We start from the raw sequence: 13,167 nt of genomic DNA on the forward strand, positions 1-13,167 counted from the left end.
TCGTTACGCAGCAGTACCCCGGCTACCGGATCGCCCGGCGCGTCGAAGTCGCCGACCAGTGGAAGTCAGGGTTCGCCGGCGTCACGTACGTGCTGACAGCCAAGCGCACGCCGCGCTTCCGGCTGCTCGTCAGCCTCGCGGAGCTTGCACCCGAGCAGACCCTCGCCGACGCTCCTGAGGGCTATCTGGCCGCGATCGGACGAGTCGTCACCAGCGATGCGTTGTTCTCGGCGGATGCGAAGCGCTCGACAGAGTACCTGAGCGGCGGCGCACAGAACGCCATCGTCGATGCGTTTCTGGCCTCAGGGGTGAAGCCGGGGGGTGTCGCGTTTCGCGGGTTTGGAGACGAAGGGACGCTGGCCATACTCGCCAACACCGGTGATCGCGCGGTCGAGCGGGCGATCGCGACGTGGGAGGACGCCGACTACATCGTGGAGGGCGCGCTGCCTGAAGGCGCGAACAATACGCGCGTGGAGCTGACCGCCCAGAAGTGGTAGCGCCTGAGGCGCGTCGGGTCGGGTAGAATCTGTCCCACCTTGAAACCGCCACGAAGGCAGCGATCGTGACTGAGACCACCACCTACCGAGACACTCGGGGCCTCGACAGTGGCCGACCCGCCTACACCGACGTCGTGATCCGCGGCATCGCGCCGGGCGGCGGACTCTACGTGCCCGAGGAACTCCCCCACCTCACGCTTGCCGAGATCGTCGACTTCGCGAAGCTGCCGTACTGGCAGCGCGCAGCGAGCATCTTCTCGCGCTTCCGGGTCGATCTTCCGGAGGACCGCGTCGACGCGCTGATGCAGGCAGCATACGGCGAGCAGTGGGACGACGAGCGCATCGCTCCGGTCGTCGAGGTCGTCGCCGGTATGCACGTCCTCGAACTGTGGCACGGTCCCACGAGCGCGTTCAAGGACATGGCGCTGCAGTGCATGCCACTGTTCTTCGGCGAGTCCGTCGAGGTCAAGCACGGGCGCGGCGAGCTCGAGGACGACTTCCTCATCCTTGTTGCCACGAGCGGTGACACCGGCAAGGCCGCACTCGACGGCTTCGCGGACCGCCCGCACACCAAGATAGTGGTGTTCTACCCCGCGCAGGGCGTCAGCGACATCCAGCGCAAGCAGATGATCACGCAGCGCGGCGAGAACGTGGGCGTGTTCGGCGTACGCGGCAACTTCGATGACTGCCAAAGCGCGGTCAAGGCGGCCTTCGCCGACGAGGCGTTCGGCACGCAGCTGCACGAGCGGCACGGACTGCGGCTGTCGAGCGCGAACTCGATCAACTGGGGCCGCCTGATGCCGCAGATCGTGTACTACGTCAGTGCGTACGCCGATATGGTCGCCGGCGGTGGCGTGAAGCCGGGCGAGGTCATGGACGTGTGCGTGCCCACCGGCAACTTCGGCAACATCCTCGGCGCGTACTACGCCAAGCTCATGGGCGTGCCCATCGGCCGACTCATCTGCGCGAGCAACGAGAACAACGTGCTTGCCGACTTCATCGCCACCGGTGTCTACGACATCAGCGCTCGTGACTTCGTCGTCACCCCGAGCCCTTCGATGGACATCCTCATCTCCAGCAATCTCGAGCGACTGCTCTACCACCTCGCGGGCGAGGAGGCGGTGCGCGGCTGGATGGCCGAGCTCGCCGAGAACCAGCGCTTCCAGGTCGATCCGGCCACCTTCCGAGCAGTGCGCGAACTGCTCGTGGGCGACTTCGTGAGCAACGACGAGTCGCTCGCAACCGTCAAGCGCATCTGGGATGAGGCCGGCTACCTCATGGACCCGCACACCGCGGTCGCGTGGGAGGTCGCCGAGCGCGTGCAGGATGAGGCGCCGGTGCTGGTCGTCTCGACTGCGCACTGGGCGAAGTTCGGCGGCGACGTGCTCAAAGCGCTTCGCGGACTGTCGTACGCCGATCGCCTGCCCGAGGAGTACGCCGGACTCACCGGCGTAGAGCTGCTCGCGCGGGTGCAGGACATCGCGACCGAGGGTGCGTGCGTGCCCGAAGCGCTTGCGACACTCGACGACGCGCCCGTTCGCTTCGGCGAGGTCGTCGACGGTGGGTGCGAGGGCATCGAGCACGCCGTCTCCGCTTGGCTGGGCTAGGCTCCCGCGTGCCCGACGACGACCGCGAGCTTCTCGCCCGCTTCATGGACAGCCTGTTCCGCGACACCAAGCGGGTTTCTCGGCTGGACGTGTTGTTGCGCGCGCAAACCTACGACCTACCCGAGGTCATCCAGGAGATCGTCAACAACCTGCCGCCCGTCGCCTACACACGTCAGCGCCTCTCGGACCAGCTGAATTCGGCGATCGTGGGGCATGGGCTGTCTCGGCGGTACGGAACGGTCGAGTAGAAGCCGCCCGGCGCGGGGTGAAGGCGGAGCGACCTACGCGCGCTCGGCGATCGCTGCCGCGTAGACCTCGACGGTGCCGTCGACCATCAACTCCGGAGAGAACTCCACGATGGCGCGGCGCCGCGCGTGTTCGGCGAGCTTGATCGCAGTGCCGCGGTCGTCGAGCAGCCCCACGATGGCCTGCGCGAGCGCGGTAGGGTCGTGCGGCGCCACCAGCAGACCGGTCTCACCGTCGAGGATGACCTCGGGCACGCCACCCACACGAGTCGCGATCGTGGGAACGCCGGCCGCAGCCGCTTCGATGAGTGCGATGCCGAACGCCTCGGTGGTCGCCGGCGAGACGAAGACGTCGAGTGCAGCGAGAAAGCGCGGCATGTCGAGCACGTGGCCGGGCCACACGATGGAGTCGGCGACACCGAGCGCCACGGCCTGGCCGCGCAGCTCGCTTTCGAGCGGACCCGAACCGCCGATGACGATGCGCACGCCCGGCAGCCGACGGACGAGCTCGGGGGTGGCGGCCACGAGGTCGCGCAGCCCCTTCTGCGCCGAGAAGCGCGCAGCAAGCCCCACGACGAGCGAGTCGACGGGCACCCCGAGCGCCACGCGTGCGGCGTCCGGGTCCTGCGGCTCGAGGAACGGTGTGACGTCGACGCCGTTGCGCACGACGACGACCTTCTCGGCGGGCAGGTCGTAGGCGTCGGTGAGTTCGTGGCCGATCGACTCGGAGACGGCGATGTAGCGGCTCACGTAGCGCTCGAGCGAGCGCTCAACGGTGCGGTAGCGCCAGCGAGTGGCTGCGGGGGTGTCAGTACGCGTGAGGACGTGGTTGTGCGCCGTGACGATGAACGGCACCTTCGTACCGCTTGCTCGCACGGCCAGCCTGCCGATGAACCCGGCCTTGAAGCCGTGTGCGTGCACCACGTCGAAGCCGCCCGAGGACACAAGCCTCGAGAGCGCGCGGACGGCACGCGGGTCTTGGATGGGGTGCAAAGGACCTGCGATCGGAACGTCGCGCACCGTGATACCGGCGGCGCGGGCCGCGTCGGTGATGCCGGAAGACGCCGGCGCAGCGAGCTCGACCTCGTGCCCACGAGCGACGAGTCCACGCACGAGCGCGAGCACGTGCTCCTTCATGCCGCCCGATGCAGGACGGACCACCATCAGTACGCGCACTCGCCCTCCTTTCGCCTCGGCAAGTATAGGCGCAGCGGGGGCGTTCGTGAGCGCTTTCTCATGTATGTGAATTTGGTGTGTCGGGCGCAGAACTGGCACGACCGTTGCTCAATGGGAGTCAAAGAGCTGGGCGACCCGCCTACCCCCCCTCAGGTGGGGACCGCCCCTCGGAATATGACAGGTAGCGCCTCCTCCCCCCTCAGGCGCTACCTGCCCGTTCGGGAACGTCGCTCCCCCCAGCGGCTTCCACCGAACACACAGAACGCCCCGTCTGGGATTCCGGACGGGGCGTTCTTACGTGTCGGGACTCGTATGCTGTTCTCGAACGAGCGCGACCTAGCCGAACCGGCCTGTGATGTAGGACTCGGTGCGCGTGTCGGCGGGTGTGGTGAACATCTGCGTCGTCTCGCCCACCTCGATGAGCTGCGCAGGGGTCTCCATCGACTCGCGCAGCATGAACGCGGTCTGATCGGAGATACGCGCTGCCTGCTGCATGTTGTGGGTCACGATGACGATCGTCACGCTCGACTTGAGCTCGGCGATCGTGTCCTCGATCTGCTGCGTCGAGATGGGGTCGAGGGCAGATGCCGGCTCGTCCATGAGCATCACCTCGGGCCGCGTCGCCAGCGCACGGGCGATACAAAGACGCTGCTGCTGACCGCCGGAGAGTTCGAACGCGTGCTTCTTGAGGGAGTTCTTGACCTCGCCCCACAACGCCGAGCGACGGAGCGACTCCTCGACGAGGGCGTCGAGCTCCGCGCGCTTGCGGATACCTTGCGTGCGGGGACCGTACGCGACGTTCTCGTAGATGGTCATCGGGAACGGGTTGGGGCGCTGAAAGACCATCCCGACGCGCATGCGCAGTTCGACCGGGTCCATCTCACGTGCGTAGATGTCGGCACCGTCGAGCAGCACCTTGCCACCCACGGTCACGTTGCCGAGCTCGTCGTTCATGCGGTTCAGGCACCGCAGCAGCGTCGACTTGCCGCAACCGGACGGTCCGATGAGCGCGGTCACCGCCTGTGACGGGATATGGAGACCGACGCCTGCCAGCGCGGTTTCCCGGCCGTAGGCGACCGATACGTCCCGAAGCTCGAACGTGCCGGTTGTGTCGGTTGTGGCGGTGGTGACGTCTACCATCGGATCCTGCTCCTTTGCCGGGTGCGCCATGCGGCGGCGAGAACGCCGACTGCCGTCACACCCGCGACGAGAACGAATGCTGTGCCCCACACGATGCCCGGCGCCGGCTTAACCGCCTGCGTCGCCATGATGTAGAGATGATACGGAAGAGCCATGACCTGCGAGAACGGCGACTTGGGCATGGGCGCGAAGAACGCGACCGCCGTAAGCATGATGGGTGCGGTCTCGCCGGCAGCACGCGACAGACCGAGGATGGAGCCCGTGACGATACCCGGTGCCGCCGCAGGCAGTACGACACGCACGGTCGTACGAAGTTTCGTTGCGCCAAGCGCAAGCGACGCCTGGCGCAGGTCGGTGGGTACTTGGCGCAGCGCCTCCTCGGTCGCGCCGATGACGACCGGAAGCGTGAGGCATGCGAGTGTAAGCGCACCCGCGATGAGCGACGTCCCGAACTTAAGCGCGATGACGAAGAGCGAGAAGCCGAACAGCCCGTAGACGATCGACGGCACGCCGGCCATGTTAGCGATGGAGAGCCGCACGACGCGTGTTCCCACACCCGGCCGCGCGTACTCGGCCAGGTAGAGCCCTGCACCGATGCCGATGGGCAACGCGAAGGCGGCGGTCCACAGCGTCAGCATGAGCGTGCCCCATATCGCAGGCCATATGCCACCTGCGGTCATCTGCTTCTTGGGCATCGTGGAGAGGAACTCCCACGAGATCGAGGGCGCTCCTCGGTAGATGATGATGCCGATGATTGCGACGGTCGCTCCCGCTGCGAAGAGCAGGCACGCGCCGGTGATGAACTTGGCGACCAGTTCGACCGTACGGGCGCGTCGTGCGCGCCGTGCGGTGCGCTCATTGCGGCTCATCGGCGCCACCGCTTCCGCTGACGCTCGAGCACCAGATCGGCGGCGAGATTGACTGCGAAGGTGATGGCGAAGAGAACAAGGCCCATCGCGAAGAGTACTGAGTAGTGAGTACCACCGCGCACGACCTCGCCCATCTCTTGGGCGATCGTGCCTGTCATCGTGCGCGCCGCCTCGAGCGGCAGACGCGGAACGAGACCGGAGTTGCCCGCAAGCATGAGCACGACCATCGTCTCACCGATCGCGCGGCCCAGCCCGAGCATGACCGCCGCGAAGATACCGCTCGACGCCGCGGGCAGGACGACCTTGTACGTGGTCTGCCAGGCCGTGTTGCCCAAAGCAAGCGAACCCTGGCGCATCGAGGAGGGCACGCTGTAGAGCGCGTCTTCTGAGATCGAGATGATCGTCGGCAATGTCATCACGCCCACCACCACTCCCGCGGTCAACGCCGTCAGACCGGAATCCAGCCCGAACGTCCGCTGAATGACCGGCGACAGATACGCCACTCCGAGAAGCCCGAGCACGACCGAGGGGACTGCGGCCATGAACTCGACGATGGACTTGGCGACATTCTTCACACGGCCCTTTGCGAACTCCGAGAGATAGATCGACGCTCCGATGCCGATGGGGACCGCGAGCAGGAGCGCCACGCCGGTGACCCAGAGTGACCCGACTTCGGAGGGGAGGAATCCGAATCTGGCGGGATCGACTGTGGGGTACCAGTCAGTACCGGCGACCATCGGCCACAAACCCAGCTCGCGAAGCGCCTTGAACGAGTTGAGCAAGAGGAACACGAAGATGGCTCCGAGTATGGCGATAGCGAGCCATCCGCACAGTGCGATGGCTCGCCTTACGACGGCATCAGCCGCCCGGGAGAATCCCCCCGGGCGGCCGGTGCGCGCCGTCTTGGTTGACGGCTTTGTCATCGGTTCCCTTTTGTTACTGAGTCAGCGGGACGAAGCCCTGGTCGGCGACGATCTTCTGACCGTCAGGACCGAGGATCCACTGCAGGTAGGCCGCAGCCAGCCCGGTCGGCTCGCCATTGCTGATCATGATCAGCGGACGGGAGAGCGGGTAGCTAGCGTCGAGCACAGTCTCAACCGTCGAAGCCACGCCGTCTACCGTCAGCGGCTTGACCGAGGCGCTCTCGTAGCCAAGACCGACGTAGCCGATCGCGTTCGGGTTCTTGGCGGTCTCGTCGACGATGGCCTGAGTCGACTGCATGTTGCGCATGCTCTTGGCGTAGAGCTTGTCCTTGCCAACGACCTCGTCCTGGACGAAGCCGTAGGTGCCTGACGACGAGTCGCGACCCAGAAGCACGATCGGGGCGTCGGCGCCGCCGAGCTCCTTCCAGTTCGTGATCTCACCGCGGTAGACCTTGCCCAGATCGTCCTTGGAGATGTCGGCGACCTTGTTGGCGGTGTTGACGATGACGGCAAGTCCGTCGCGAGCGACCTCGGTGCTGACCGGAGTTACGCCAGCGGCCTCGGCCTGCGTGACTTCCTCTTCCTTGATCTCACGCGAGGAGTTCGCGATCTCGACCGTCTTGTTGATGAGTGCCGCGATACCGTTGCCTGAGCCGCCACCCTTCACGGTGACCATGGCATTCGGGTTGACCTCGGCGTACGCCTCGGCCCATGCCTGCGACAGATTCACCATCGTGTCCGAGCCGGCGACGTTCAGAGCGCCGCCCTCCTGGGCAGGAGCCTCGGTGGTGGCCGACGTCTCGCCACCGGTAGTGCCGGTCGTGCTGCTGCCGCAACCGGTCAGGGCGAAAACGCTGACGGCCAGGAGCGTGACGAGCATCGTGCCAATGCCAATACGAGCTTTCACTTCAACTCCCCTTCGAGTTCGTGGTCGAGCGGACCGTGTGCCCGCCGCTGATGACTCTACGGAGCCGACAGGCGCCAGTGGTTGCACCGCTGTAAACTCTGTATCGTGCTTGTAAAACAAATGTGAAATGCATTGGGTGCTTGTGCTCGCGCGTGCCATAGTGAGCGCGTTGGCAGTGGCCCATCCGGCCCGACTCAAGGAGTGACCGTGGCGTCGATTCTTCTCGTCGAGGACGACCCGATCATTAGACAGACCGTTGAGTACACGCTCAAGCGAGCGGGCTTCCTCGTGCGCTCGGTTGCGACCGGAACCGATGCCCTGCCAGCTGCCGAGCAGTTCCGACCCGACCTGATCCTGCTCGACCTCATGCTTCCCGGCATGGATGGGTATCAGATCGCCGAGAAGGTGCGCGAGACCGACAAAGAGACCGCAATCATCATGGTCACCGCCCTGGACACGGAGCGCGACAAGGTGCGCGGCCTCGACGCAGGGGCGGATGACTACCTCACAAAGCCGTTCTCGATGGAGGAACTGCTCGCCCGCGTGCGTGCGAACCTGCGCCGCGTACGCGCGAAAGAGACACTGGCCGACAATCGCATCATCGAGGTCGGCGACCTCGTGATCGACCCAAAGAGTTTCCGTGCATCCGTCTCAGGGGTGCCCGCCAAGCTGCGGCTGAAGGAGTTCCAACTCCTGGTCGCGCTCGCACAACGCGAGGGCTCGTTGGCGACTCGGCAGGTTCTGGCCGAAGAGGTCTGGGGCTACGAACACCTCGCATCGTCCAGAACGATCGACGTCCACGTGCGGCGCCTGCGACAGGCGATCGAGGACCCCTCGGCGTTCACCTATGTGCACACCGTCCATGGCATGGGCTACCGTTTCGAGCCTGTCGCTAAGGACGGCTCTCCCCGAAGCGACGCGCCCTCGTGACCCGCCTGCGATCACTCACCAGCACCTTCCGGGCACGGCTCATCATCGGCTACCTGCTCGTGGCAGCGGTGTTCGCACTCGCATGGGGCTGGTCGCTGTATACCCCCCTCACTGAAGCTGCCCTGCGCCAGCAGACCCGCGCCCTTACCTCCGTTGCCACCGCCGGCTCGCTCGTCGCCGAGGAGAGCACGCTGACGGCGGCAACTCTGGTGAAGCGGCTGACCGAGAACTCCGATCTGCGGGTCACCATCGTCGCGGCAGATGGCACCGTCCTGGCGGACTCGGTGAGTGATCCGGCCACGATGGAGAATCACTCGAACCGGCCCGAAGTGAAGACCGCGCTATCGGGCAGTCTGGGCACCGACAGCCGCATCTCCAAGACGCAGGGCGTGCGCGAGCTCTATGTGGCCGTGCCGGCGCGGCTTACCGGTGCGAGCGTTGCGTTGCGCGTATCGCAGCCGTTTGCCGAGATCGACGCCGCGAGCAAGCGCTCTCGCGGGATCGGTTTGGCGCTTCTGGCCGTCGCGCTCGTCCTCGCAATCGCGATCGCCGCATGGGCGAGCGCGGCCGCGTCTCGACCCGTCGCCGACCTATCCGAGGCCGCCCGGCGCATGGCCGCAGGCGATCTGGCCACCCCGATCCCGGAAGTACCCGGCGACCTCAGTGCTCTCGCCGATGCGCTCACGCAGTTGCGCGCCGAGATTCGCGCCCGGATCGATGCGCTCGAAGCCGAGCAACGCACGCTGCGCATGACACTCGACGGCCTGACGGATGCGGTGTTCCTCCTTGACGGCGAGACCCTGGAGTACGTGAACAGCGCTGCGGGCACGTTGTTCCGACAGCCGGGCGGTGGCTGGCGCAACCAGTCGATCGCGGACGTGGGTCTGCCCGAGACTCTCGCTGCTGCACTGAGCGACGCGATTTCGGGCCGCGGCCCTGAGGCCGTCGAGATAGGGCCGGATCCGCTCGGCAGCACGTATCGGCTGCTCGTCGTCCGACTCCACAGCGGCGGGTCGATCGCCGTGGTTTCGGATGTCACCCAACGTGCTCAGCTCGATGCGGTACGCCGCGACTTCGTCGCCAATGCAAGCCACGAACTCAAGACACCCGTCGCCGGTATCCAGCTCCTCGCCGAGTCGGCCGCCACTGCGGCCGGGGATAGCGACATCGAAGTGGCGCTTCAGTTCACCCGGCAGATCGACGCCGAGGCGCAGCGCCTCAAGCGGCTCGTGGCCGACCTGTTGGACCTCTCACGACTTGACACTGTGCCCGACCCACAAGCGGTCACCAACGTGCGCGTGGCGGTCGACAATGCGCTGACGGCACACGCGTCCGCCGCTGCGCGCGCGTCGCTCGATCTTCGCTCGGACCTGTCGAGCGTGCGTGGTCAGGATGTGTTCGTGGCGCTCGAGGCCACCGATCTGGCGATCGCGCTCGATAACCTCATCGACAATGCACTCGCCTATACCGACTCGGGTGTGGTCAGCGTTCGCGTCACAGCCGATAACGCACGCGTCACGATTCGGGTCGAGGACACCGGGCCGGGAATCGAAGCGCGGCATCTGCCACGACTGTTCGAGCGCTTCTACCGCGTTGACGGCGCGCGCACCCGCGAGGGCGGGGGCACCGGTCTGGGGCTTGCCCTCGTCAAGCACGTGAGTGAACGCGGCGGCGGCTCGATCGACGTCGCATCAACGCCGGGTGCGGGATCTGCCTTCACGCTGTCGCTTCCGCGCGCTCACTGATGGATCGCCCTCGGCGACCGGCACCCGCGACCGATCCCGCGTCATCCCCCACATCGCACTACCGATGATGACGTAGAGCAGCACGTCGAACGGATACATCCACGCGAGCGGCTCGGTGAGGCCGTTGACGAACAGGGCGCTTGCGGTCGCAAGCCCGATCCACGGCATACCCTTGGGCCAGAGCCATATCGCGAGCCACAGGAGAAATGCGATGTGTACGACGAGCCAGAGCGGTCCGGCGTAAAGCAGCCGCTGCAGAAACTCGTTGTGCGCGTGCGGATACGGCTTCATGCTCGCGGCGGCGCGACCGAAGACGCCCCGCGGGTGCTTGGAGATCGTGTCGAGGGCCATGCTCCACGCCTCGATGCGCGATGCTACCCCGTCATCGGTGAGCGGCTTGAACGCGAGCTCTCCGGTCTCCGTGAGCGCGCGCGGAACGACTGAGGAGAGACCTGTGAGCGTCCGATCGGGCGGACCATAGACGGACCGGCCCGCGAGCACCCCTACCATCACCAGCATCGCGAGCACGACGAGCGCCACTCTGCGGATGGTGTTGTGCTTCGTTGTCGAGCTGAAGAGGGTACGCAGCCCGACCACTCCGAGCAGGACCACGATGACAAGCGCGGTCGTCCGCGACTGCCCGAGCACCCCGATGACAACGGAAGACGCCAGCGTCACCCACCGCAAGGGCCCTTTGCGTCCGCCGAACAGCGCCCAGATCACCCCGACGATCGCAAACGGCGTGTAGACGTTGGGATTGAGCGAGAAACCCTCGGCACGCATCCAGGCGATCGGGGCGTGCGCCCGAGCGGAAGCCGCCGTATCCAGCGCGACGATCCACCGACCCACGAACGAATGCAGCCCTGTCGCCTCGGCCATCTGGAACGCCCCGACACTCGCCGAGAGCGTCGTCGCCGTCACGATCAGCCAGTCGATAGCGGCCGGCATGAGCCGAAACAGCGCCATACCGGTGAGCAGCGCGCCAAGGCTCGCCGCGACCGGAAGGGCGAACGAGAGCATGGCCGCAACCGAGCCCTCAAGTACGCCCGCATACGTGTAGACGGCAAGATCCGCGACTATGCACACGACGCCGACGAACGCCCACGGCACGCGGAAGGCGCGCGAGAACGTCGAGGGTGACATGAGCAAGCTCAGCACCGCGGTGATGATCGGAAGCAGGTAGAGCAGCCGGACCTGCACGTGAGCCACAGCATCGGTTCCCGGCCGCATGTACTCGAGATAGATGCCCGTGCGTTCTATGAACAGGGAGGGCAGCAGAAGCGCGATGACGAAACCGATCGCGGTCATGCGGGGATTCTCACGGAGCCAACGAACCAAGGACACCCAGAACTCCAGTCGGTGGTGGCGTCTCGCAGCCGTCAGTATATCGCGGCGCGCAGCTACTCGGCCTGAGCGCGCTCCCACGAGAGAAAGCCGCCGAGCGTCAGCGATAGCCACGCCACGCCGAGCAGCCATGACGCCAGCACATCGGTGGGCCAGTGCACGCCAAGATAGACCCGCGAGGTGCCCACGAGCACGGTGATCACCACGCCGCCCACGACGGCCAGCACGCGTGGCCACCCCGGCCGAGCGACCCGTAGCACCGCGAACGCCACGACGGTCCACAGCAGCAGTGCCGCGAGCGTGTGGCCGGACGGGAACGCGTACGAGGTCGGCAGCTCCACCAACGCGGACGCCGCCGGGGGTCTCGGCCGCTCGGTGACCCGCTTGGCGAGCGTTCCGAGTGCCGTGCCCGACGCGACCACGAGTGCGATCACGAGCGCCTCGCGATGCTCGCAGCGCCACGACAGCACCGCGACCGCGACCAGCACGGCGAGCGTGATCGCCAGCGTGCTCCCGCTCCACGTCATCGCCGAGAAGAACGCGGTGAGCGGCGGCGTGCGCCAGCCCTGCACGACCGCGTTGAGCTGTGAATCGAAGGCGGCGATGCCGGGCGAGAGCGCGAGGTCCTCGGCGAGCTCGATGTAGCCGGCGATACACAGACCTGCCACCGCAAGCCCCGCCAGCGCCGGCGCAGCGATCGAGAACTTCGACTTCGTGGCAGTGTCAACGGCGCTCACGCTAGGCCCCCGCATCCACGAGCCGTGCGGCGACCTGCTTCTTGCGCGACAGCACCCCCGGCATCCACGCCGAACCGTCAGCCAGCGACACGCCCAGTGCGCGCTCCACGAGACGGGTGTTGCCGGTCGCGAGGATCTCGCTGCCTTCTCGGACGATGTCGGTGACCATCAGCACGACCGCGTCGTAGCCGCGCGCTGCTTTGCGGGCGTCCATCTCGGCGCGAACGGCGTCGACGTGCGCCATGACCGGCGTGATATCGACCGTCTCGTACTGCGCGATGAGCACGACCGCGTCGCCGATCCGGAACTCCTTGGCGTCGGTGCCGACCACGCCCTTCGCCGAGAACTCCTCGCCGGCAGACCGAGAGCGGAAGACCTCCATCCCGAACTCCATGGGGTCGACGCCCACGATCTGTGACAGGCGCTCGACGACTCCGCGATCGACGTCGGTGGTGGTGGGCGACTTGAGGAGCACGGTGTCGGTGAGCGCCGCTGCGAGCAGCACGCCGGCAATCGCCACCGGGACCTCGACTCCCAGCTGCTCGTAGCGGGTCGCGACGATCGTGGCCGTCGAGCCGACCGGCAGATTCAGGAACAGGATGGGGCCGGAGGTCTGGATGTCGCCCACGCGGTGGTGGTCGACGATCTCGACGACCGATGCGTCCTCGATACCGGACGCCGACTGCGATGACTCGTTGTGGTCCACGAGCACCACGCGGCGGCGGGCACCACGGGCGACGTCGGTACGGGTGAGCATCCCGACGACGCGGTGCGCTTCGTCGCAGACCATCGCCTCCCGATGAGGGCTCGCGATGAGGTCTTCGGCAGCCTCGGCCAGGAGCGTCTCGGGGCCGACGGTGAGCACGTCGGTATCCATCAGGTCGCCCACCGCGTGCGCGAGCGACAGCAGGCGCGCCGCCGAGTAGGCGTCGTGCGGCGTGACGAGCACCGCCGCGCCCCGTGAGCGCGCGAGTTCGATGACGCCCTCGGCCGGCTCGGCGCCGCCGGTCACGACCAGCAGCGCGGCTCCGGCCTCAAGGCCCGCGG

13 protein-coding genes are annotated in these 13,167 nt (G+C 66.7%); 5 read left to right on the forward strand and 8 right to left on the reverse strand.

Features of this window, described 5'->3' with window-relative positions:
- The 3 genes from HGB10_11005 to HGB10_11015 form a co-directional block, all read left to right on the forward strand.
- On the forward strand, nucleotides 1–497 hold a 497-nt coding region (locus HGB10_11005), incomplete at its 5' end, for a hypothetical protein (protein ID NTU72328.1).
- Nucleotides 498–559: 62 nt separating this feature from the next.
- Nucleotides 560–2,104, forward strand: a complete 1,545-nt coding sequence (locus HGB10_11010; GenBank protein ID NTU72329.1) for a threonine synthase — start codon at nucleotides 560–562, stop codon at nucleotides 2,102–2,104.
- Nucleotides 2,105–2,148: 44 nt separating this feature from the next.
- Entirely contained in the window at nucleotides 2,149–2,352 is a 204-nt protein-coding gene (locus HGB10_11015; GenBank protein ID NTU72330.1) for a hypothetical protein, read from the forward strand.
- Nucleotides 2,353–2,385: 33 nt separating this feature from the next.
- Here HGB10_11015 and HGB10_11020 read toward each other — a convergent pair whose 3' ends face one another.
- The 5 genes from HGB10_11020 to HGB10_11040 form a co-directional block, all read right to left on the reverse strand.
- Nucleotides 2,386–3,525, reverse strand: a complete 1,140-nt coding sequence (locus HGB10_11020; GenBank protein NTU72331.1) for a glycosyltransferase family 4 protein — start codon at nucleotides 3,523–3,525, stop codon at nucleotides 2,386–2,388.
- A 336-nt stretch (nucleotides 3,526–3,861) separates the two neighbouring features.
- The gene (gene pstB / locus HGB10_11025; GenBank protein NTU72332.1) at nucleotides 3,862–4,665 is read right to left on the reverse strand and encodes a phosphate ABC transporter ATP-binding protein; all 804 of its coding nucleotides are present in this window, start codon (nucleotides 4,663–4,665) and stop codon (nucleotides 3,862–3,864) included.
- On the reverse strand, nucleotides 4,659–5,534 hold the full coding sequence (gene pstA / locus HGB10_11030) for a phosphate ABC transporter permease PstA (protein NTU72333.1): 876 nt from the start codon (nucleotides 5,532–5,534) through the stop codon (nucleotides 4,659–4,661). Before pstA ends, pstB begins: the two co-directional genes overlap by 7 nt.
- Nucleotides 5,531–6,457 carry a phosphate ABC transporter permease subunit PstC gene (gene pstC, locus HGB10_11035; GenBank protein ID NTU72334.1) on the reverse strand — a complete coding sequence of 309 codons (927 nt, stop codon included), beginning with the start codon at nucleotides 6,455–6,457 and terminating at the stop codon, nucleotides 5,531–5,533. Before pstC ends, pstA begins: the two co-directional genes overlap by 4 nt.
- Before the next feature lie 13 nt (nucleotides 6,458–6,470).
- Nucleotides 6,471–7,364, reverse strand: a complete 894-nt coding sequence (locus HGB10_11040; protein NTU72335.1) for a PstS family phosphate ABC transporter substrate-binding protein — start codon at nucleotides 7,362–7,364, stop codon at nucleotides 6,471–6,473.
- Between the two features lie 207 nt (nucleotides 7,365–7,571).
- On the opposite strand from HGB10_11040, the gene HGB10_11045 reads away from it, so the two are divergent.
- Nucleotides 7,572–8,294 (forward strand): response regulator transcription factor, encoded by a 723-nt coding sequence (locus tag HGB10_11045; protein ID NTU72336.1) that lies wholly within the window; start codon nucleotides 7,572–7,574, stop codon nucleotides 8,292–8,294.
- Complete coding sequence (locus HGB10_11050) at nucleotides 8,291–10,039, forward strand: HAMP domain-containing protein (GenBank protein NTU72337.1); 1,749 nt, start codon at nucleotides 8,291–8,293, stop codon at nucleotides 10,037–10,039. The genes HGB10_11045 and HGB10_11050 overlap by 4 nt, the downstream gene beginning before the upstream one ends.
- Here the strand turns inward: HGB10_11050 and HGB10_11055 are convergent.
- The 3 genes from HGB10_11055 to HGB10_11065 form a co-directional block, all read right to left on the reverse strand.
- Nucleotides 9,986–11,347: a hypothetical protein gene (locus HGB10_11055; protein NTU72338.1), complete on the reverse strand. Its 1,362-nt coding sequence runs from the start codon at nucleotides 11,345–11,347 to the stop codon at nucleotides 9,986–9,988. The two genes, HGB10_11050 and HGB10_11055, sit on opposite strands and share 54 nt — an antisense overlap.
- A gap of 92 nt (nucleotides 11,348–11,439) precedes the next feature.
- Entirely contained in the window at nucleotides 11,440–12,120 is a 681-nt protein-coding gene (locus HGB10_11060) for a phosphatase PAP2 family protein (GenBank protein NTU72339.1), read from the reverse strand.
- Between the two features lies 1 nt (nucleotide 12,121).
- Nucleotides 12,122–13,167 (reverse strand): CBS domain-containing protein (locus HGB10_11065; protein NTU72340.1); only part of this gene is annotated, 1,046 nt, incomplete at its 5' end.

It is taken from the genome of Coriobacteriia bacterium (assembly GCA_013334745.1).
Lineage (GTDB): Bacteria > Actinomycetota > Coriobacteriia > Anaerosomatales > JAAXUF01 > JAAXWY01.